We start from the raw sequence: 21,317 nt of genomic DNA, 5'->3' as shown, positions 1-21,317 counted from the left end.
CACATCTACTTCTTAAACACCAGCGCTTTAACCGGCTTGATTCTGGAAATGATGGAAATAGGAATCAGAATGATCAGGGTAACGATCACTACAGTAGCTGCGTTGATCCAGAAAACGGTTGGCCAATCGATTGAAATCGGAACCGTATCGATAAAGTAGTTGACCGGGTCGAGCGGGACAATGTGGTACCGCTGCTGAAGCAGACAGGCCGAGATGCCCAGTACATTTCCGTAGAGCAACCCTTTCAGAAGTATCCTGACTCCCACATTTATGAAAATATTCTTTATCTGGCTATTCGGACTGCCCATGGTTTTAAGGAGTCCGATCATCGGTGTACGCTCCATCATCATGATCAGCAGAACGGAAATCATATTGAAGCAAGCCACGATCAGCACGAGGGTGATGAGTACCGTTGTATTGGTATCCATGAGGCGCAGCCATTCAAACAGCAACCGCTGAAGATCCGTAATTTTTACCAGATAAAGATCGGGAGGCATCCGGTCGTAGATTTCCCTGTATGACGCATCAAGTGTATTAAAGTCCTTGATATACAGCTCGTAGCTGCCGATTGCCGCCGGTTCCCATTGGTTGATCCTCCTGAGCAGGTCAATGTCGCCAATTATCATCTTGTCGTCAAACTCCTCGGCAAGCCCGGTTTCGTAAATGCCGACGATGGTTAGGTTGCGCACCCTGGGCGGGGATTGTACAAAGTACATGAGCACTTTATCCCCGACACCCAACCGCAGCTCTTTGGATACCTTCCGGCTGATGATCACTTCGGTAGAATAGGTAGAGTCATTTGCCGGGCGGTCAAGGTTCAAAGCCCGGCCTTCTACAAGGCAGGTTTTGAACTGTTCCCAGCTGTAGTCTTTGCCTACTCCCTTCATGACCACCCCTTTCATTTCAGAAGGAGTTTTGAGCACGCCTGATTTATGAATGACGCCCTGCCATTTCACGAGGTCAGGTACTGCTTCAAATTCTGTTATGAGCCCGGCAGTTTCGTTGATGGGGGCTTCTTCGTACAGGTTATTGCCCGAGATCAGCTTGGTCAGCCGCATGTGCGAGCCGAAAAGGAAAACTTTCTGCCTGATGGTGTCTTTGTAGCCGAACAAGACTGAGAAGGCCACAATGGCCACTATGATGCCGATAGCCACGCCGGCAACGCCAATGGCGTAAACGGTCGCTGAAAAAGTGCCGGCTCTGTTTCGCCGGATGCGTTCGGCAATAAAACGGGAGAATTTCAAGGGAAATGAAATTTACAGGGATTTGCTCCTGATCGGACAAAATTAGTAAAAAACATTTCCCCTGGCGGTTATTTCCCCTTCAAAGTCACAAATGGAATAATCATCTCCTCCATGGAAACCCCGCCATGCTGGAAGGTGTCGCGGTAAAGATTGACGTACTGGTTGTAATTGTTCGGGTAGGCAAAGAAATAATCTTCTTCTGTGAACACATAGGCCGTCGAAACGTGTGGCTTCGGAAGGAAAAAGCGTTCCGGTTTGCGGCACACGAGTACATGATCTTCGCCAAAGCCGAGGTTTTTGCCGTGCTTGTAGCGCAGGTTGGTATTCGTTTCCCGGTACCCGACTATTTTTACCGGTTTCTGCACGCGGATCATTCCATGATCGGTCGTAATAATGACACGTCCCTTTTTGTCCGCAATTTTGCGCAGCAGGTCCATCAAAGGCGAATGGAGCAGCCACGAACGCGTGATAGACCGGTAGCCGGCGTCGTCCGGGGCCAGTTCCTTGATCATCTGCATATCCGTACGGGCATGGCTGAGCATGTCAACGAAATTGTAGACAATTGCATTCAGCTGGTTGCCCATCAGGTTGGGCAGATTGTCGACCAGGGCTTTGCCCTGATTGCTGTTCAGTATCTTGTGATAGGAAAACTTGATATTGCCCAGCTGGTTTCGTTCCAGCAATTTTTTCAGGAAGTCCGGCTCATAGTTATTGAGGCCTTCCTCGCCGTCAGGTGTATTTTCGTCGCTCACCCACCATTGCGGGAACATGCGTTCCATGTCTGAGGGCATCAGTCCTGAAAATATGGCGTTCCTGGCGTACCCGGTGGTGGTAGGGAGAATGGAGTAATAAGTGCTGTCCTCCTCGATGGAAAAAAACTCTTCAAGCAAGGGCTGGATAACTTTCCACTGATCGTAGCGAAAATTGTCGATCAGGATGAAAAACAAGGGTTCATTTGCCGATTTCAAAAAAGGGAAAACTTTCTGCTTCATTAACTGGTAAGAAAGCAGAGGCTTGTCGGCCTTGGGGTCGTTGAGCCAGTCTTCATACGACTCCCGGATAAATTTTGAGTAGTTGGAGTTCGCTTCGCTTTTTTGCATCAGAAAGACTTCGGACATACCTTCGTCGTCCGATTTCTCCAGTTCCAACTCCCAATAAACCAGTTTTTTATAAATGTCGGCCCATTCGTCATGCCCCAGGCGATCCTGGTATTGCATGGCCAGGTTCCGGAATTCCTGCTGGTAGTTTTGCGTGGTTTTTTCGTTGATAAGACGCTTGTTGTCGAGTATTTTTTTCAGCGACAGGAGAATCTGGTTAGGATTCAGTGGTTTTATCAGGTAATCGTCTATTTTAGAGCCGATTGCGTCCTCCATTATGTATTCTTCCTCACTTTTGGTGATCATCACGACCGGCAGGGAGGGGAAAGTCTGCTTGATTTGGGCGAGCGTTTCCAGCCCCGACATGCCGGGCATCATTTCGTCCAGAAAAACAATGTCGTAGTCTTTCTTTTCTACTTCTTCCAGCGCGTCGGAGCCGCTGTTAACGGGAGTCACATGGAAACCCTTGCTGGTGAGAAACATGATATGCGGCTTGAGGAGGTCTATTTCGTCATCAGCCCAGAGGATATTATAAGACATAGTGTTTCGTAAAGGGGTGAATCAAAGCGCCAGAAAAAGCGCCTTTCGTATAGGGTTAACGAAACCTTTCGTGAAGAAATTTCATTTGCGGGAAAAAGGTTTGGACGAAAAGCCGCGTGTTTTGGACTTTCCGGCCACCTCTTTCCGGCGTTTGACTTATGGTTCGGACAGGAACTTTTTGGTGACCGTTGCGAGGTCATCGGGCGTGTCCACTCCGTGTGATTCGTGCCCGGTAACCACGGCCCGGATGGAGAAGCCATTTTCCAGCCATCGCAGCTGTTCGAGGGCTTCTGCTTTTTCGAGCGGGGAAACATCCAGTCTGGTAATCAAAGCGAGGACGTCCGTCCGGTAAGCATAAATGCCGATATGTTTGTAAAAGCGGTGCTTCGAAAGCCATTCGTCAGCCGGTACGCCCCGCAAAAACGGAATGGTCTGGCGGCTGAAATACAGGACGTCATTATGGGTATTCAGAATGGCCTTCGGCACATTTTCGTTGAACAGAACTTCGGGGTCATCTATGACCTTGACCATGGTGCCCAGCTGGATATCGCCGTTCAGAATGCCGGCCAGCTGGTCAATCTGTTCGGGGTGAATAAAAGGTTCATCGCCCTGGATGTTGATTACGTAGTCGAAGGAAGCACCATTTTTGACAAAAGCTTCATAGCAGCGATCAGTGCCGCTGCGATGTTCCGTGGAAGTCATTACCACGTTTCCTCCAAACTCCAGGACGTGAGACTCAATCCGTACGTCGTCGGTTGCTACGACAATATCATGTAGTAAGCCGGCTTTTGAAACTTGTTCATAAACCCGTTGAATCATACTTTTCCCCCCAATGGTTGCCAGCGCCTTTGCCGGGAACCGGACTGAAGCATAGCGGGCGGGGATAACTCCGAGTATTCTCAAGGCGATTGTCTGATTTGAAATTGAGTTGATGTCTGTGTTCTTTCAACAAAGTTAGTCGTTTCAACAGGAACGATCTCAACAAAAAAGGCCGCGCAGAACAAAAAAAACGGCGGGCGCTCTTCAATTCCTCTTTTGGGGCGCTAAATTTGCAGGTTCAAAAACACAGGCACTTTGACACCTTTGCAAACAGAATTTTCATGGGAACTACCGGAAAGAATCTGGCGGGCTGTTCCGGGCGATTCCGGAACGTGGGTGTTCGAGCTGCGCAATCCTACCGAAAAGAAGCTGGTATTTGCGGTTATGCGCCCAGGTAGAAGCCGGGTGGAAACAATATCGGGCGAAACTGACTGGTGGTCGTCGCTTGCCGGCCTGGGAACTTCTCACTTTTACGTGCACAATTACCGCAACCCGGATATTCCGGAACCTAGCGACCTGCTTTCGTTCGGCATTGAGACGGGGCGGTTGGAGTGGGTGTTGCCGAATGTACGATTCGGAGGGTTTGACGTTTCGGGTGCGTTGGTGGTTGCAGAAAAAAAAGGCGGGGAGTTAAGATACGGCTATTGTGAACCGGACACCGGGCGCCTGAAGGGCCCATATCCCGAACCGGCGTTTCCGGAAGCCGAAAAGTGGCAGGAGCCGATGCGCTACCGGGCTGGTGCGGAGTACTATGAGCTGATGGCAGGGTTTGTCCGGAAGAGCACCGGGCTAAAGCCCGCAGGATCAATAGAGTATTTGGATTCTGCCGATAAAATGATATTTTCTTTCTACCTTTATGAAAACGATTCTCTGGTGCAATACATAGCAATTGTGAATCGTTTGAGGGAAGTCGAATATCTTACACCGATAGAGAAAAATTTGGAGAAAGAAGGGAAAAACGTATTGATGGTAAAGGAAGGTTGGTTGTATTTTGTGAAGGAAAGACGGAGTTTTGTCGGTATAAATCTGATGGTTTGAATGAAGTTCTTGTTTGCATTGCTGATAATCCTGCTTGCGTCCGGAATTTCTTCGCAGGCTTTGAACAGGCTCCCCGCAGCGGTCGATTCCATCGGCCACAAATGGGAAAACGGAAAGCTGTTTGTTCTTCATAAAGTAGATAAGGGCCAGACGGCTTTTGCGATCTCCAGGCGTTACGGCGTATCGGTAGACGCGATTCGCCAGGCGAACGGGGGCAGTATTGATGTAAAGGTGGGGCAGGTAATCCGTGTGCCCTATTCAAGGTTCAAGGGTGCCGCCGCAAAAACAGAAAGTGTCGCTGCCACAGCGCCTAAAGCCCTTCCGGAGGCAGCTCCCCCACTGGCTGCGATCAGTAAAGATGCGCCCGGCACGCACACAGTCGAAGTTGGAAATACTTTGTACAACATTGCGACACGGTATGGTGTTTCAGTTGCGGACGTGAAGGCGTGGAACGGTTTGAAATCCGATCAGGTGATGCTGGGCCAGGTACTGATTATATCGTCCGGGAAGTTTACGGAGAGTAACCAGGCGCCGAAAGTTTCCGCAACCCCGGTAGACTCCTTAAAAACCGGAGAAGAAAAAGCAGTAAAAACGGAAACGGTTCTGCCGGAAGCGCCCAAGGCTTTAAAGATGAAATCGGTACGGCAGCAAGGGCTGGCTGAGAAAATTGACGTCGGTGCTTCGTCACCGAAATTCCTGGCGCTACACCGTAGTGCACCTATCGGAACGCTTATCCAGGTAACGAATCAATCCAACCAGGAAGTAATCTGGGCCAAAGTAATTGGCCGGATCCCGGATACGAGTATAAACGAGGACATCGTGATCAAACTCTCGGGAAGTGCTTTTGACAAGATTTCACCTCAAACCCGCCGTTTCAGGGCGGAAGTAACCTATAGTGACAAAGCAGAGTAATCATTCATAATGGAAAATACACATCAATACCGGTCGAGAAGGGAAAGAGAACGGCACGAAGCCAAAAAGACTGCCGGCTATAAACTCTGGGTCGTGATGTTTACCCTATTTTACCCGGTCATCGCCGTTTTTACCTTCCTGTTTTCTGGGGTGCTTATGGTTTTCTCCGCAGTTTCACGCGCTGTCGTTTTTTTGTTAGGCAAAGTGTATGCCCGGTCGTAGCCCGGTATCTGCCGCTCCTTCGCCCGCTGTAAGAGAACTGTTGGAAGCCAAATACCAGCAGTTTAACCGGCCGGATTTTATCACACCGGACCCGGTCAGCATCCCGCATCGGTTTACAAAACGCCAGGATATCGAAATTGCAGGATTTTTTGCAGCCATTCTCGCCTGGGGACAGCGTAAGACGATTATCAATAAGTGCCTGGAATTGATGGAGCTGATGTCAGGCACTCCCTACGATTTTGTGAGAAATCATTCAGCCAGTGACCTTAAATCATTGATGACGTTTAAGCACCGTACCTTTAACGATACGGATCTGCTTTATTTTATTCACTTTCTTCAGGAGCATTACCAACACTATGAGAGCCTGGAAGATGCATTTCTTCCGTCGGGGTATGCCAGGAACCCTACCGTGGAAGCAGGCTTGATTCATTTCCACAATTATTTCTGCGACTCTCCGTATTTCCCTTTAAGAACGCGTAAGCACATAGCGACTCCGGCCCGTAAGTCGACCTGCAAACGACTCAATATGTTCCTGAGATGGATGGTTAGAAAGGATGCCTGTGGTGTAGATTTCGGCCTTTGGACAAGATTGTCTCCTGCACAGCTGGTCTGCCCGTGCGATGTGCACGTCGAACGCGTAGCCAGGCATTTGGGCCTGATCAAACGACCCGTTTCCGACTGGAGTATGGCCCTGGAACTAACAGAGGTCCTGAGGACACTCGACCCCCAGGACCCCGTAAAATATGATTTTGCGTTATTTGGGTTAGGTGTGAGCCTTGAGGTGTGAGGTATGAGCCCATACCTCACACCTCAAGGCTCACACCTGACATCTACTTCCCGCATTCCTTAATAATCTTTTCCAGCGTCTGTACATACGACATATCGTTGGCCTTTTTAGCTCCGGGAAGTCCGGTTTTAGCATCTTCAACTGCGACATCGCATTTACCGATTTTGGCCGCAATTTTTGCGCGCAGCGCATAGGCCCAATACATCTTGTTGGACTCGAGCCCTTTTGAGGCCCATTCAAACGCAGTGTTCAGCTCCCGGTTTGTATCGAGATAGTAATTGGCGGCGCCTATCAGAGTCATGGGTTTGACGTCGCTCGCGGCGGTAAGCGTTTTTATTTGCTCCATGATTTCGGCGTCGGCGTCCTGCTTAACCGGGAATTTGATCTGGGTTCTTTCCCATTCGATCACGACATTGGATTGCGTCGGCGTAAAGTCATCGAAACGAATCGTGAAAAATTCAACCGGTTTACTGAGTGCCTGCGACTTTACTTTAAAACGTAGCACGTCATTCGCCTCATTGTAGGTGTAGGCGCCCCATGCTTCTGCGTCCTTGCTCAGAATAACCGTCCATTCGCCGGGAGCAGGGATGGTAAACAGGGCATATTTACCCGCAGCGACTTTGTTGCCGGCCACTTCCATTTCCCGCGAAAGCGTCAGGGTGGTAACCTGGTTGGCTCCGGTACGCCATACAGACCCGTAAGGTACCTGGCTGCCGAACATTTTACGGCCTTTCAGGGAAGGACGATGGTAGTCGATGCGGGCTTCGCCCAGCCCGATGCCCTGTGCTGCGATGGCTGAGGGGCTGGCCTGCGGAAGGTTAAGCTGGGCCGATGTGACGTTAGGCAGAACCAGCAGCGCGAGCAAAATTGAAAACAGGAATGTAAATTTTTTCATCGTTGTAAAAAGATTTGAGTGACGAGCTGTGACGGAGTTCTGCTGCACCGGCTCATCCCTGATCATAATGGATAAATGAAAAGTGGCAGTTTGTTTTGACTAGCCGAAAATAATACCAAGTTCTTTCGAAACCAAAACGCTTTTTTTCTTTACTTCCAGGTACCTGGCCTGCACTTCCTGGCAGGTCGCTTCGTCGAGGTCGAGCGAAAGCTTTTGCAGCAGTTCCTTTAATTCTTCATCGAGCGATTGTTTCATCAGCCTGAAGATAGAATGGAGGCTGCTTTTGTGGAGAACATCGAGTTCAGTCGGTACATAAATCTCGTGTTTGTCGAACCACAAATTGCTGACTTCAAATTTCGGGGTAGTCCAGTTAATAGCGGCTGCCTTGATCTCCGGGTTTTCATGCCGGATGAAAAAGTCGGTGTGCGGTATCTTGCCCTGGCTGAGCTGGCTTTTAAATACCTGTAAAATAGAGCCGAATACAGGATCGAGTATTACCTGGTCTTCGATTTCTTCCAGGATATAGTGACAGACCGTAATGCCCTCCTCCAATTCTACATTACCGTACAATACCAGCAGACGGATGCATTCCTCCTCTGTCTTTTTCCGGAAGTCTTCCGGCTTTTCCGGCGGGGTGTAGCCTTCGGGGGCGAAGAGGTCCATCGGCGGTTCATCGCCGAATCCCTCCAGCGCGTCGTTCACCCGCCTGGTTGACTCTTTCTGCTTTTCTTTCTGGCGTTGCGAGGTCTGCTGACGGAGAAGCTTGTTCCCCTCTGTGATCAGGGTCTGCTCTTCAATTTTCATCCGTTCCGCCACACGGGCAAAGAACACCTGCCGCTTTATCGCGTCCGGAATTTTTGCGATGCTATGGACGATATCTGTAATAAGCTCGGCTTTTTTGAAGGGATCGTCGCCGGCATCTGCCAGAAGGGCTTCGGTTTTGAACGTGATAAAATCCTGTGTTGCCTGTTGAATATGTTCGATGAACTTCGCGCTCCCCACTTTTCGCATATAGCTGTCGGGGTCGTCATTGTCAGGGAACGTTACAATACTCACATTGAGGCCTTCCTCGAGCACAAGATCAATTCCGCGGAGTGCCGCTTTTACTCCGGCTGCATCACCGTCATAAAGAATGGTAATATTGGGAGTGAACCTGTTGATGAGGCGTATTTGCTCAATTGTAAGTGAGGTGCCGGAAGAGGCTACCACGTTTTCTATTCCACCCTGGTGGAGCGACAGTACATCGGTGTAACCTTCTACGAGGTAGCAGAGGTCGGCCTGGCGGATAGCATTCCGGGCCTGGTGTATCCCGTAGAGCACGTCACTTTTGTGGTAAACGGCTGTTTCCGGGGAATTGATGTATTTGGCAGCTTTTTTATCAGTTTTCAGAATACGGCCGCCGAAGGCGATCACTTTCCCGGAAATATTGTGGATCGGGAAGATGACCCGCTCGCGGAACCGGTCAAAAAGAGAATCTTTTCCTTCCCTTTTTATAGAAAGACCGGCACTTTCCAAAATTTGAGGGGTATACCCCTTCTGTACCGCATGGTCGGAAAATACGCTCCAGTCAGACGGGCTGTAACCGAGCTGGAACTTTTCGATCGTTGTGTCGGAAAGCCCTCTTTCCCTGAAGTAAGGTAAGGCAATCGAACGGCCTTCTGCTCCGTCCGTCAATTGTTTTTGAAAGAAATCCTTTGCAAAATTCAGGACGATATAAAGGCTCTCCTTCTCGTTTTGCCGGTTTACCGCTTCGTCGGAAACCTCTTCTTCCCGGATTTCAATCTTGTATTTCTGAGCAAGATGGCGAAGGGCTTCCATGTAGCCTACGCCGTCTATATCCATTACAAACTTGATCGCGTCGCCGGAGGCACCGCAGCCGAAACACTTGTAAATCTGGCGAACCGGGTTCACGCTGAAAGACGGTGTCTTTTCGTTGTGAAACGGGCAGCACGCCTGGTAGTTGGCGCCCCTCTTTTTCAGGTTGACATAATCGCCGATTACTTCGGTGATTTCCACCGCATCTTTTATTCTGTCAACCGTTTCCGCGTGAATTTTCATCAGTAAAAAGTTGTGAGCCGTGAGTCGAGCGGCTTTGGCGGACTGTACTTCCGCCGCAAGACGCTCTGCCACGTTTCAGTGTGGAGGAAGTTCCAGGTTTTTCGGGTGCCTCCGCCTTTCACAAATTTACGACTATTCGGACAACACGAAAGCGGCCACTCCAAATGCTTTGCAGTATCGTTTACCGCCTGTACTTTATTTTCGGATTGCACTTTTATAATTGCTATTTTTGCCGCTTGAATTCACGGAGGAACGTCGGGAAAGCTCCCGGTGCTTTGGTTCCCTTAATACGATTACGCAGTAATGTCTCAACTGGAGATTTTTAAAGTAGCACTGGACGAAGAGATCGGGCAACACTCCTACGGAAGCGAACCCGCAGAGCTTTATGAACCGATCCGGTACCTGATGGACCTGCAGGGTAAAAGGCTCCGTCCTATGCTCGCCGTTCTTTCGACCTACCTCTTTACCGACCACTGGCAACAGGTGCTTAAGCCGGCCCATGCCGTTGAAGTATTCCACAATTTTACCCTGATGCATGATGACATCATGGACCATGCACCGTTGCGCCGGGGTATGCCGACGGTACATGAGAAGTGGAACGAAAATACCGCCATTCTTTCCGGGGATGTCATGCTTGTTCAGGCCTATGAGCTTTTTCTGGGTTTATCTCCTGATATATTGCCCCAGGTTCTGAAACGGTTCAATAAAACGGCATCCGAAGTTTGTGAAGGCCAGCAGCTCGACATGAATTTTGAAAAAATGCGGGAGGTCAGCATTGCGGACTATATCAATATGATACGGCTGAAAACTTCCGTCTTGCTGGGATTTTCGATGGAATTGGGCGGCTGGGCAGGCAGGGCGGAGCAGCCGGTTGTTGAGGCGCTTTATGCGGCCGGCGAAAACATGGGCCTCGGGTTCCAGATCAAGGACGACCTGCTGGATGTGTACGGAGATCCGGGGAAATTCGGCAAGCAAATTGGCGGCGATATCCTGTCCGACAAGAAAACATTTCTCTATCTGAAAGCATTGGAACTGGCCGATACCGCTCAGAAGGAAGAGCTTACCTCTCTTTTCTCCGACAGTGAGCCGGATAGCGCGCTTAAAGTTAAACGGGTAACCGGTATTTATAATGCGCTGGGAATAAAGGAGATTGCAGAAGAAGAAGTGAAGAAATATTTTGAAAAGGCAATCGGTACTATCCGGGAATTGAGTGCTCCGGATGATAGAAAACGCGTATTGCTTTCATTTGTCAACCAGTTGTGGGCGCGGGAGAAGTAGCCGTAGCCGGTTTTATATTGTTGATGCTTAAAACAAGCACCTATGTCTATAACACTTATTTTGATTATCGTGACGATCGCGATTTCCTGGTATTCCTGGAGCAATCCTTCACTTTTGGATAAACTTCTTCTCAACCCGGTAAGAGTAACCCGCCACAAAGAGTACTATCGTTTCCTCACATCGGGATTTGTACATGCCGATTTCGGTCATTTGCTTTTTAATATGCTGAGTTTCTGGTTTATAGGGGAAGGCGTGGAAGCGTTGTTCCGGTACCTGTTCGGCGCGCAGGGAGGCCTCTACTTCCTCGCGTTATACCTGCTTGGAATTGTGGTCTCGGATGTCCCTTCCTTTCTCAAAAACCGGACGAATTCCCGTTATAATTCGCTGGGTGCGTCGGGTGGGGTAGCTGCCGTAATTTTCGCGGCGATTCTTTACGCACCATTGATGGATGTTTATTTGTATTTTGCCATCAAGATGCCCGGCTTTATTTTTGGTATTCTTTTCCTGGGATATTCCATCTGGCAGTCAAAAAAAGGCGGCGGCTATGTCAACCACGACGCTCATATGTTTGGCGCCCTGTTCGGAATGGTTTTTATGGCCCTGGTGTATCCTGAGGCAGTACCCAATTTTTTCAAGCAACTGGCCGGATGGCGTTTGTTTTGAGACCACCCTGTAGTTAAACCTCAAAAATGCGACGGTCGGGGTTAATGAAAGGGATTTTGGCATTTTTTAGGTTCAATGCAGCTGAAGGTGATAAAAAAGGGAAATGGGGAGATGCCGTTACTGGTTTTCCACGGTATCGGTCAAACCGGCGCGGAGTGCTTCGGGCCTTTGGCCGAGCGGTTGGCGGACCACTGTACCACCTATCTTTTTGATCTCCCTTTTCATGGTGAAAGCAGGATTTTTTTTAAAGATGACAGATGGGAAAGCGGCCGTAGGCCTCTGTCGGGGCAAGAATGGGCTGATTATCTGGATGATTTTCTGAAAAGCGCCGGTATAGACCGGTTCAGTGTTGCCGGATTCAGCCTGGGCGGGCGTTTCGCACTGGCTACTTTGGCTTTTTTCGGAAGCCGGGTGGAGCACGCCTTTTTGATTGCGCCCGACGGCGTTGTAGATCAGCCTGTCTTTCGGCTTGCTACCTCAACCCCCTTATTCAGGGCGATTTTTGAAGGTGTAACAAGGCATCCCCGCATACTTTTAAATGTGGCGCAAGTTCTCAGCCGCACCGGGTTAATTCATGCGAGCCTGTTAAAAATCCTGCATTTTCTGGCATCTGGCGGAAAATTTTCGGAGACAGTTTATCGGTCGTGGACCAATTTTCGCAACCTCGGTTTCCAGCTCCTGGCCGATAGCCCGGACGCGCCCGTAACGATGCGGAAAGTCTATGTTTTTCTGGGGAGCTATGACCGTCTTGTGCAAAAAAAAGATGTAAATCCGCTTGTAAAAAGGCTTCCGGAAAGCAATTTTATCTGTTTGCGGGCCGGGCATGGTTCGCTGGTCAGACAGGCTGTCCCTGAAATGCTTAGAATTATGTTAACGAACCGCAGGTAGCCTGATTCCGCAGGGCGATTGTAATAAAAATACGTATTGGGACCGGGCCCGTTCTAATTCGGATAGGTATTTTTAAGGCTTGTAGGTGCTTTTTGATCTAGTTGCGTGTTGCTTTCAATTTACGATCTTTGACAACGGCAATCACGATTACCTTCCGGGGCAGTCGGGGAGATCTCGTTATGAAACTTTTTGCGGTTGAACTCAGAAAAATGCCATGACTATATGCTTTTGGGAGGGAAAGCTGAATAATCAAATACCCACGGTAAAATGAAGTTTCTGGTATTTCTTTTATGGGTCGGGCTGGCCACAGACGGGGAAGGATTGCGCTCCGATCAGTTACGTGCGCGGGCGGAGAGCCTTTACGACCAGGAAAAGTATGAAGAAAGCCTGAAGTATTACCAGCAGGCACTCGCGGCCGTGGGGGATGCGGATCCGGCACGGGCGGCGAATCTGCGTAATGACATGAGTAGTGTTTATTACAGTCTCCGGCAATTTGACCTCTCCATTGAAAATTGCCGCCAGGGGATCCGTATTTTGAATCACAGTGCCAATAGTGGTGCGGACTCGCTTTATTTTAAATTGTATTCGAGCCTGGGAATTATGTTCCATGCCAAGGCAATAGCAGATTCCTCTTCCTACTACTTTCTCCTTTCTGACGAATTGCTTCGGAAAAACCCGGTATTGCGCGATCAGATCCCTGAATATGTACTCCATCACTATCTGAACCAGGGACGCTCCGTGTGGAGGAAACATCGGTTTTACGACAGTATAGCTTATTTTGAACGTGCTCTGGAGTTGTGCCGGCGGAAGAAAATGAATGGCGAGCTTTATTATATCTATGGCAGCCTGGCGGAAGTTCACGATCTGTTGGGCCGGCATGAAGAAGCGCTTTCCTGGCGCATAAAAGCATTAAATGAGGTGCCCCGGGAGCGGATACAGGCGCGACAGTCACTTTATTCGGGAGTTGGATATACCTACAAGCTGCTCCAAAAAAACGACAGCGCGCGCGTATGGTATGGGCGGTCGCTGGAAGCATTGTCTTTATTTCAAAGCCATAATGAGCGTTACCAGACACAACTTCTTTACGTACTGACCGAATTGGGAAGTCTGCATCTCCAGGCGGGTCAGGAGGCAATAGCCGCCAGGTTCCTGGCCAGAGGAGAGGCCCATCTTAAAAAGTATGGGATCGTAGACGGCGTCCTTTACAGCAGCCTCATGCTTTTCAAAGGAAACCTGGAGAAGGCGTTGGGCCGTGAGGATGAGGCTCAGAATTGCTACAACGGAGCGTATGAAGGTTTGTTTCCGTCCGGTGAACCGGCGGGGATCGGGCGCTCCGAAACCGACATTAAATTTCCGAGCTATGCCATCAAAATTCTCAGGGCGCAAGCCGAATTGTTTACGGAACGCCATAAAAAAGAAAATAAGCTGGCGGACCTCGAGATGGCCTTCCAATATTATAACAAGCTGATCAGGGTAAAGAAAAGTAGTTACCGCCAGGTAATTGAGAACCAGGAAGACCGGTATTTCTATTCGGCAGATACCCGCTCGGACATGGAGTCTGCAATCTTGAATGGCTTCGAGTTTTTTCAGAAGAAGCAGACAGCAGGCGTATTAAACACCCTTTTCAACCGGATGGAGGACGCTAATACCACCTACCTGATGGATAAGGTAACCGGCACTGATGCTACCAGGCAGTTGGAACTGCCCGAGCCAATGAGCATTGAGAATGTCCGTCAGCTTATCGGGGGGCAATCTGTATATATTTCTTATAAACTTATTGATAATCAGCTTGTTGTTCTTGTTATATCGAAAGGCGGAGCCCACGTGCGGAAATGGCCGGTTAACCGGAAAAAGTTTGAGGCCGACCTTGAAGCGCTGATGCTGGAAGTGAAGGTAAACCCTGGTTTGGGGGCGTACGCCGGATCTGCCGCCGCCCAGAAATGTTATGACGTTCTGCTGCGCCCCATTGCTGATCTGACCAGCGGTTTCAAACGGTGGATCGTGGCGAGAGACTGGACATTTTCTTCACTTCCCTTCGAAGTCCTTGAGCAGCAGGCCGGACATTATCTGGCCGACGAATATGCATTTGCCTATACGTATTCCGCCGCTTTTTTCTGGAATCACCCGTTTTTGAAGCAACAGCTTCCCCGCAAGCGTGACACTTTCGTTTTTGCACCGTTTGTAAAGGACAACAGCGATGGTAGCATTTTTGACAGCTGGCGCCCGGTATCGAGTATGGAAGAGGTAAAAGCAATTGGTCAAAGCCACGTCTCCGGGCGGGAGGCAACCAAGCAGCGTTTCAATGAGCAGGGCACTGATCATTATATCCTTAACCTGGCCACCCATGCATTTGCTGACCTTAAAAACCCCAACTCTTCGTATGTTCAGTTTTATCCCGGAATAGATAGCAAACTGTACATGGATGAAATAATGGAAATGCGGCTGGAGAAAACCAGATTGGTGATGCTCAGCAGCTGTTTCGGGAATGATGGCGCAAGTTATGCCGGCGAAGGGACGGTATCACTTGCCTACGCGTTTGCGAATGCGGGTTGTCCATCGCTGATTACAACCACATGGGAGGCGAACGAAAATACCATCAGTTTTCTTTCGCTGCGCGTGGCCGAGTATATCGACGAAGGATTGCCCCTGGATGTTGCCGTCCGGAAAGCGGGACTTGATTTAAGGAAGGACCGCAAATACGGTCGGTATGATCATCCTTATTTCTGGGCAAACCTTAGCTTGCTGGGTAATAATTCACCGGTTTATCACAAGAAACTGTCTTTTTCCAGATATTGGTACCTCGGATTAATCTCGCTGATCATCGGTTTATGCCTCTTTCTTTATCGGAAGTGGGTACGTTTGCGCGTAACGCGGGGGTAGGACATACGCGTGCCAAAACCGGAGATTTGCGACCAAACTGAGTGTGCGTAGTATATTGTTAACGGTCCGGAGCGCATTCGGCGCCACCGCAGGTCGTCTTGGGAGGTTTCGGCTCATCGTTGACAGATGAAGGCTCGATGTTTTGCTGGGAACAGGCACTAAACAGGAGCAGAGTGGTGGCGAAGAAAAAAAGCTTTTTCATGAAGTGTTAGATTATGGTAGAATAATATGTTTTTTTTAGAGAGATTTGAGATTACCGGTCCGGAGCGCATTCGGCACCGCCACAAGTAGTTTTGGGAGGCTTCGGCTCGTCGTTAACCGACGAAGGCTCGATGTTTTGCTGGGAACAGGCGGTAAACAGAAGTAGCGTTGTGTCGAAGAAAAAAAGCTTTTTCATGATGAGTCTGATATATGATTAATATTTTTTGAAAGGAATGAGATTACCGGTCCGGAGCGCATTCAGCACCACCGCATGTCGTCTTGGGAGGCTTCGGCTCGTCGTTAACCGAGGATGGCTCGATGTTTTGCTGGGAACAGGCACTAAATAGGAGCAGAGTTGCTGCGAAAAAGAAAAGCTTTTTCATGATGAGTAAAAACTTGTAGTTGGATAAGATTTGGGAAAATATGATTTTGAAAAAAGCAGGATTACCGGTCCGGAGCACATTCAGCGCCGCCGCAGGTAGTTTTGGGAGGCTTCGGTTCATCGTTAACAGACGAAGGCTCGATATTCTGTTGCGAGCAGGCGTTGAGAAGTAAAATAGCAGAAAATAGTAAAAGGAGCTTTTTCATTGTGTTCGTGTTTGAATGTTTATGTTTCTGAAGGTATTAAGTGGCAGGATTTAGTTAACAGCCGAGTTTTTTTAATAAATATTTTTAATCCAGGCTTTTTTTTGGAGTAATCTGTTACTTCAGAGGTGTCAGGACCTATTAACAGCAATTGAGTGTTCAAGGGTATGAATAGTTTTTCGGACAGCGATATCATCGAAGGCATGCTGTCGGAAGACGATCGTTTGGTAAGCGAATCGTTGAAGCGCTTGTACAAAACCTGTGGGCAGATGATCACACAAATCGTCTGCACCAATGGAGGGAATTTGCATGATGCTGAAGACCTTGTTCAGGAAGTGCTGCTTACATTCCGTTCGCAGCTTCTTTCGGGAAAATTCGTTCACCAGGAAAATGTAAGGCTGTCGACTTACATTTATCGGATGGCGATGAACCAGTGGATTACTATTCTGAGCCGTAGAAATGCAGATACCAGGAGGATTGCGGAGTTTTTTGTCAGAACTGAAGTTACCGACCCCGATCCCCACATGGTTTTTCTGGACAGCGAAGAGACCAATACTTTCAGGGCCGTCTTCTCTAAGCTGAGCCCGATTGAACAGGAGTTGCTGCGGCAATACTATGACAGTAAAGAGCCGTTGGAGAAGATTGCCGCTCAATTGAATATGAAGAGTACGGATGCTGCTAAAATGATGAAGCACCGCACCATGTTAAAACTCAGGGGACTGATAAAGAAATACCTTGGCACCATATAATCTCTGACATACAAGCTAATACTAAAAACAAATGAAAAAACCTGGAACCCCCGAAGACATCACCGATTGGATCGACCAATACCTTTCGGATGCGATGTCCTGTGATGAGCGCAGACATTTTGAAGCGGCTGTCCTGGAAGATAACGGACTGGCCGGCCAGCTGGAAGAGCAGGCTGTTGCCAGGAATATTCTTCATGAGGTTTTTACCGAAGAAAAATTGAGAAACCAAATCCGGATTTTACAGAGACAGGAGAGAAGGTGGACAATTTACAGAAGAGTTTTGAAGTACGCCGGTGCAGCATGCGTAATCGCGGTAAGCTGCCTTTCTTTTTTGTTGACGAGCCTCCCGGTTTTCCCGGATTCCGAAAATGATTTTACAGTCATCCGGGGTGCTGATGAAAGCGTGATGCGACCGGATCGAAGGGCTGTTTTCGATCGGTTTTTTGCCGGTCAGGCGCATATAGCCGAAGGGCAATATGCCGCTGCCGTGGGGGATTTTGAAACTGTTCTTGAGAATCAGGATTTGAGATCCTACTTCCGGGAAGCCGCCGAATGGCACCTGGTAGTGGCCTATCTGAAAAGCGGAAGCCTCAGTAAGGCGGATCAGCTGTATCGCCAGTTTAATGAATGCCAGGATTGTGAATACCAGGTTTCAAAAGTGAACCGCTGGAAGATCTGGCTGCAAATACAATATTCACGCGCGTTGTCGTAGGCTTTTTCGGCACCCGGGAAAAATCGCAGGGTTTTGACCGGGAGTAGTTCCGGTCGGCAGCAAAGCGGGAACAAAATACATGGTGGGCTCAGCTATCCGGAGGCAGTTGGGCCACGAGATGGCTACCGCTCATCGGGTCTAGTCTGATCGGGACATGCAATATCCAAGAATATTCAAATCTCCTAACCTTACCCGCGTTTTTGGCGCCTGGCAGGAGGAAGATCTAAAATACTGGCACCACCGTGTTGGTGAAATATTCGGCAGGACAATTTCCGTTTGCGTCGAAGCCACGGATGAAAACGAATTGCCTGCCGGCTGCCGGATCAATCCGCTGGAATGGCAGGTTTTGGATGAGTTGTGTAATATTTTGCGCTGCTCACGGAGCAGTTGGCGGTTCTGGACCGTCGAACTTGTAGAAAAAGCCATCCCCGACCTGGTAAAAGCCTGTATCTGGAAAAACGCCATATTACAAGAACCTACTTACTATCGTGACGTTGTCAACCGGTACGCAGAAGAAGGTTTAGGGTTCCTTAAAGGACTGACTGATTATTTTACACGCTATAGTCAGGATCAAAAGGCGAGCACCCGCAGACATCTCGTAAACAGGTACCTGGCCGCTCCTTATACGGACGGTGACGCGCATGCAATTCTGATCCGTGCATTGAGATGTTTTGTTACACTCAGAGTCAACAGGAAATCAAAACAGGAATACTTGTTCAGGTTTACGCCTGATCTTCGCCTTTCGCTTTGGGGTCGGGTGTTTGATAAATATTTATATGAGCAGCTGTGCCTTTATATCTATCTTTTTAGAAACCAGGAGGAAGCCCATTTTTTCCTTGAACGGAGGCAGCAGCTGGTCAATTTCGTGAGTACGCGCCTGCCTCCCAACCATGAAGATCTCGCGGAAGTGATTGTGGGCGAAACATTCGATTACCTGATCAAGCGCAGGAATGCTTATAGCAAAGTGCCCGATGAGATCTGGATTGATACCGGATTGGATACTTTTTTTATCGGGAATATTCTGAGCAGCAAGCGTATTCAGCGGTTTTGGGGAAAGAGAAAGCGAATGGATGAGCAGTTTGATGAGGAGGAATGCTGCGGACAGGATAGCCAGTATGACGACGATGTGTCTGTAAGACCTAAGAAAAGTGCGGCTGTAAGCCAAACCAGGGATTTTTCTTCCTCCGGCAACAGCGAACGAAACAGACTTTTGCGTTACTATGTTAATAAATTGGAACCCGCCTGCCGGTCTTATTTTCAATGGGAGTTTTTTGGAATCCAGACCGACGGGAAAGAAGCGTTTGAGACACTGAGAATGAACGATATTGAAAAACCTTGCCTGAAGAAGCTACGCGACATTCTGATTGAAAATGGATACTATGACTTATTTGTAAAATGAAGAGAGAATCGATCGAGGCATTGTTGGAAAAGGCGCAAAATGGCTATTTGACCAAAGACGAATACCGGGCTCTTCAGAAAAAAATAAAATTGGACCACGTTTTTCGTGAGAGGGCTGTCAAAGCAATTTCTACCGAGGGTTTGGGAGATCCTTGCGGCAGGGTCGCGGAAATGGCAAAGGAAGTATCTAGGCACGTGTACTGGCCCGACCCGCCCTCTGGAGAAGGATTGTGACACCTGTTATTCGGTTTTGGAGGGAAGAACGGCGTCTTTTTTCAAGTAAATGAAAAAAAAGAAAAAAAAGTCGGAAAGTCTGTTACCTATAAGCAATCAGGTTAGATTAAATAATGTTTTTGTTAATTACCTAAGTTTAAGCCTGGAGAAAGAGGTCGTATTGGGGGGCCTTAGCTATTATTAGCATATGATCTCTGGATTCAGTGGCTAAAGTGCAAACACCTTATACATACATGGAAATGAGCATAGCATTTACCGTGTATCACGAAATTGGTCTGAGTTACTAACTCAGGCCAATTTTTTTCTCAATTTGAACACCGCACTCCTAGTTAGTAAAACGTTTGCTCAACGTATCTGGAAACTTTAACTGTTTGCCGGGTTTTTTTTATTAACCAAAATTGTGCTTATGACGTGTTCGGTTATTCTTTTTCGATCTGTCTTCACTGATTTGACCAGCTTTTTGCAATTGCTGAAGGATATCCGATGCATCACCGGGCTTAGCTTCATGCCGGGTTTTACGTTAAATTTATTCTCCTACAATATAAGTTTACAGACATGGTACTATACGAAAATGATGAAAGCAGAGACATTCGGGTGCGGTTGGCAACCATCACGAAAAGAGAGTGGCAGGTTTTGTTATTACTGGCTGAGGGGAAGTCGGCCGGTGAAATCGGTGAGAAATTGTGTCTGACGACCAAGAGCGTTCATAACAGTAAAAACAGGATTGGCAAAAAGTTAATGAAGCGGGGGTATATGATGCTCGATCACTTTGCCAGGGAGAAAAAGGAGATATTGTTTCATTGGTTCCGTCTCTTTGAGTTGAAATCATTCCAGGAACGGATCAGTATCGTTTTCGACAGGCATGTTTCTCCGGATCGGCTCAATGGTTTTGGTAGTATTTGAACCTACTTTATCAAAATTGAGGTACGGATTGTTTTTATTCTATTCTAAAGTTTGATATTTTTGTTTAGAAATCGATTTTTGGAAGAAGCGGTTCTATAGTTGTGTAGCCGAGTGGTTGTAAGCAGGTTATTTTGTCTATGGATATATAGATTTGATCGTTATTTTTTCGGCTGAATCTTTACAACTTGAACAGAATTTTGCTTGGGTATAGAAGTTGATCTATTTCATAAAGTCAGTATTCTAAGTATCGTTTATGCGGGCCGGGTTTGAGATGGAGCGAACCAGGTATTGGTCTTCCGGCACGTACACGTTGTAAGAAATTGATGCGCACACTATACATACTATATGATCAGGACTCCGTAAGAGTGGTGGCAAACTAGTTTCACGGCGTTCACAGGTGAATGTGACATGCTCTGATGATCAGTTTTTGTAGCAGAGCATGTCCATTCGCTGGATGGATTTTGTGAGCAATCACATCTCCAAAGTAATTTTTATTACCCGTTTTCAGCATCTACTATACTTAATGGACAAATACTATGCGCGTACAGAGTTTACTGTGGATGGCCTGTATTCCGGCCATCGAGTCCAACGCTCAGTTGGTTAACTTTTCTTATGATCATGCGGGAAATCAGATTCTAAGTGTCCGCGACGGTGCGCTTCCCGTAAGACTTGTGTATTTTAACGCCAGCCGGGCAGAAAATGCGGTAACACTGGCCTGGCGGACGGCAACGGAAGACCAGTCGGACTATTTCGGGATAGAGCGAAGCTCTGACGGGAAGTCGTGGAATGAACTTGCTGTAGTCACTGCTGCCGGAAGTTCTGAAACCGCGAAAAGCTATACCTGGCTGGACCTTCATCCTGTAGCGGGGAGCAATTGGTACCGGATCAGGATCATGGATTTGGATGGGACGAAAGAATATACACCTATCCGTAATGTACCTTTTAAGGGTGAAATCCGTTTCGGACCCAATCCTGTATCGGACGCCCTGTCCGTGTACGGGATCAAAGATACCTTCGCGCTGGATCTTTTCGCACCGGATGGTAAAAAACTGCTTAGTATTCCCCGTTTATCGTCCGGGATCCCCATTGATCTCCGGGGTTTTCCCCCGGGGCTGTATTTTTTTCGTTTGACGGAGACCGACGGCAAAACAAGTACCTATCGAATTGTGAAGGAATAGATCCCTTTGAATGCTCGCTTTCTTGTACCAATCATA

General features: G+C 48.2%; 20 protein-coding genes. 13 read left to right on the top strand and 7 right to left on the bottom strand.

What is annotated here, in order from left to right:
* Positions 1-5 precede the first annotated feature (5 nt).
* The 3 genes from ABD852_RS11235 to kdsB form a co-directional block, all read right to left on the bottom strand.
* On the bottom strand, positions 6-1,244 hold the full coding sequence (locus ABD852_RS11235; RefSeq protein ID WP_345028719.1) for an ABC transporter permease: 1,239 nt from the start codon (positions 1,242-1,244) through the stop codon (positions 6-8).
* A 68-nt stretch (positions 1,245-1,312) separates the two neighbouring features.
* Positions 1,313-2,881: a T9SS response regulator signal transducer PorX gene (gene porX / locus ABD852_RS11230; protein ID WP_345028717.1), complete on the bottom strand. Its 1,569-nt coding sequence runs from the start codon at positions 2,879-2,881 to the stop codon at positions 1,313-1,315.
* 156 nt (positions 2,882-3,037) lie between these two features.
* Positions 3,038-3,784 (bottom strand): 3-deoxy-manno-octulosonate cytidylyltransferase, encoded by a 747-nt coding sequence (gene kdsB / locus ABD852_RS11225; protein WP_345028716.1) that lies wholly within the window; start codon positions 3,782-3,784, stop codon positions 3,038-3,040.
* A 171-nt stretch (positions 3,785-3,955) separates the two neighbouring features.
* Here kdsB and ABD852_RS11220 point away from each other — a divergent pair, with 171 nt between their 5' ends.
* From ABD852_RS11220 to ABD852_RS11205, 4 genes are read left to right on the top strand one after another with little or no spacing between them, the layout of a single operon-like run.
* Positions 3,956-4,738, top strand: a complete 783-nt coding sequence (locus tag ABD852_RS11220) for a DUF4905 domain-containing protein (RefSeq protein ID WP_345028715.1) — start codon at positions 3,956-3,958, stop codon at positions 4,736-4,738.
* A complete protein-coding gene (locus ABD852_RS11215) occupies positions 4,739-5,650 on the top strand; it encodes a LysM peptidoglycan-binding domain-containing protein (protein ID WP_345028712.1) in 912 nt (303 codons plus the stop codon). It begins immediately after the preceding gene.
* Positions 5,651-5,659: 9 nt separating this feature from the next.
* Positions 5,660-5,872, top strand: coding sequence for a hypothetical protein (locus ABD852_RS11210; RefSeq protein ID WP_345028708.1), 213 nt, complete (start codon positions 5,660-5,662; stop codon positions 5,870-5,872).
* Complete coding sequence (locus ABD852_RS11205) at positions 5,859-6,659, top strand: TIGR02757 family protein (RefSeq protein WP_345028706.1); 801 nt, start codon at positions 5,859-5,861, stop codon at positions 6,657-6,659. Before ABD852_RS11210 ends, ABD852_RS11205 begins: the two co-directional genes overlap by 14 nt.
* A 43-nt stretch (positions 6,660-6,702) precedes the next feature.
* On the opposite strand, the gene ABD852_RS11200 is transcribed toward ABD852_RS11205, so the two are convergent.
* Positions 6,703-7,554 carry a DUF2911 domain-containing protein gene (locus tag ABD852_RS11200; RefSeq protein WP_345028702.1) on the bottom strand — a complete coding sequence of 284 codons (852 nt, stop codon included), beginning with the start codon at positions 7,552-7,554 and terminating at the stop codon, positions 6,703-6,705.
* Positions 7,555-7,653: 99 nt separating this feature from the next.
* Entirely contained in the window at positions 7,654-9,612 is a 1,959-nt protein-coding gene (dnaG, locus tag ABD852_RS11195) for a DNA primase (protein ID WP_345028700.1), read from the bottom strand.
* A 303-nt stretch (positions 9,613-9,915) separates the two neighbouring features.
* Here dnaG and ABD852_RS11190 point away from each other — a divergent pair, with 303 nt between their 5' ends.
* From ABD852_RS11190 to ABD852_RS11175, 4 genes are all read left to right on the top strand, one after another.
* Positions 9,916-10,890 (top strand): polyprenyl synthetase family protein, encoded by a 975-nt coding sequence (locus ABD852_RS11190; RefSeq protein WP_345028697.1) that lies wholly within the window; start codon positions 9,916-9,918, stop codon positions 10,888-10,890.
* Between the two features lie 42 nt (positions 10,891-10,932).
* On the top strand, positions 10,933-11,553 hold the full coding sequence (locus tag ABD852_RS11185) for a rhomboid family intramembrane serine protease (RefSeq protein ID WP_345028694.1): 621 nt from the start codon (positions 10,933-10,935) through the stop codon (positions 11,551-11,553).
* Positions 11,554-11,664: 111 nt separating this feature from the next.
* Positions 11,665-12,441, top strand: a complete 777-nt coding sequence (locus ABD852_RS11180; protein ID WP_345028693.1) for an alpha/beta fold hydrolase — start codon at positions 11,665-11,667, stop codon at positions 12,439-12,441.
* A gap of 267 nt (positions 12,442-12,708) precedes the next feature.
* Complete coding sequence (locus tag ABD852_RS11175; protein ID WP_345028692.1) at positions 12,709-15,321, top strand: CHAT domain-containing protein; 2,613 nt, start codon at positions 12,709-12,711, stop codon at positions 15,319-15,321.
* A 253-nt stretch (positions 15,322-15,574) separates the two neighbouring features.
* On the opposite strand, the gene ABD852_RS11170 is transcribed toward ABD852_RS11175, so the two are convergent.
* The gene (locus ABD852_RS11170; protein WP_345028691.1) at positions 15,575-15,718 is read right to left on the bottom strand and encodes a hypothetical protein; all 144 of its coding nucleotides are present in this window, start codon (positions 15,716-15,718) and stop codon (positions 15,575-15,577) included.
* Between the two features lie 248 nt (positions 15,719-15,966).
* Entirely contained in the window at positions 15,967-16,110 is a 144-nt protein-coding gene (locus ABD852_RS11165; RefSeq protein WP_345028690.1) for a hypothetical protein, read from the bottom strand.
* Positions 16,111-16,274: 164 nt separating this feature from the next.
* Between ABD852_RS11165 and ABD852_RS11160 the strand changes: the two genes are divergently transcribed.
* The 5 genes from ABD852_RS11160 to ABD852_RS11140 all read left to right on the top strand — a co-directional run bounded on the left by ABD852_RS11160 (position 16,275) and on the right by ABD852_RS11140 (position 21,281).
* A complete protein-coding gene (locus tag ABD852_RS11160; RefSeq protein ID WP_345028689.1) occupies positions 16,275-16,856 on the top strand; it encodes an RNA polymerase sigma factor in 582 nt (193 codons plus the stop codon).
* Positions 16,857-16,887: 31 nt separating this feature from the next.
* Entirely contained in the window at positions 16,888-17,568 is a 681-nt protein-coding gene (locus ABD852_RS11155) for a tetratricopeptide repeat protein (RefSeq protein WP_345028688.1), read from the top strand.
* A gap of 154 nt (positions 17,569-17,722) precedes the next feature.
* Complete coding sequence (locus ABD852_RS11150; protein WP_345028687.1) at positions 17,723-18,967, top strand: hypothetical protein; 1,245 nt, start codon at positions 17,723-17,725, stop codon at positions 18,965-18,967.
* Between the two features lie 788 nt (positions 18,968-19,755).
* Positions 19,756-20,103, top strand: coding sequence for a helix-turn-helix domain-containing protein (locus tag ABD852_RS11145; protein ID WP_345028686.1), 348 nt, complete (start codon positions 19,756-19,758; stop codon positions 20,101-20,103).
* A gap of 536 nt (positions 20,104-20,639) precedes the next feature.
* Entirely contained in the window at positions 20,640-21,281 is a 642-nt protein-coding gene (locus ABD852_RS11140) for a T9SS type A sorting domain-containing protein (RefSeq protein ID WP_345028685.1), read from the top strand.
* The last annotated feature ends 36 nt before the right edge of the window (positions 21,282-21,317 follow it).

Origin of the sequence: Ravibacter arvi, from assembly GCF_039540405.1 — a bacterium.
In the GTDB taxonomy this organism is placed as follows: Bacteria; Bacteroidota; Bacteroidia; order Cytophagales; family Spirosomataceae; genus Ravibacter; species Ravibacter arvi.
The sequence above is the reverse complement of the archived record's forward strand: the minus strand, read 5'-3'. Positions and strand labels throughout refer to the sequence as shown.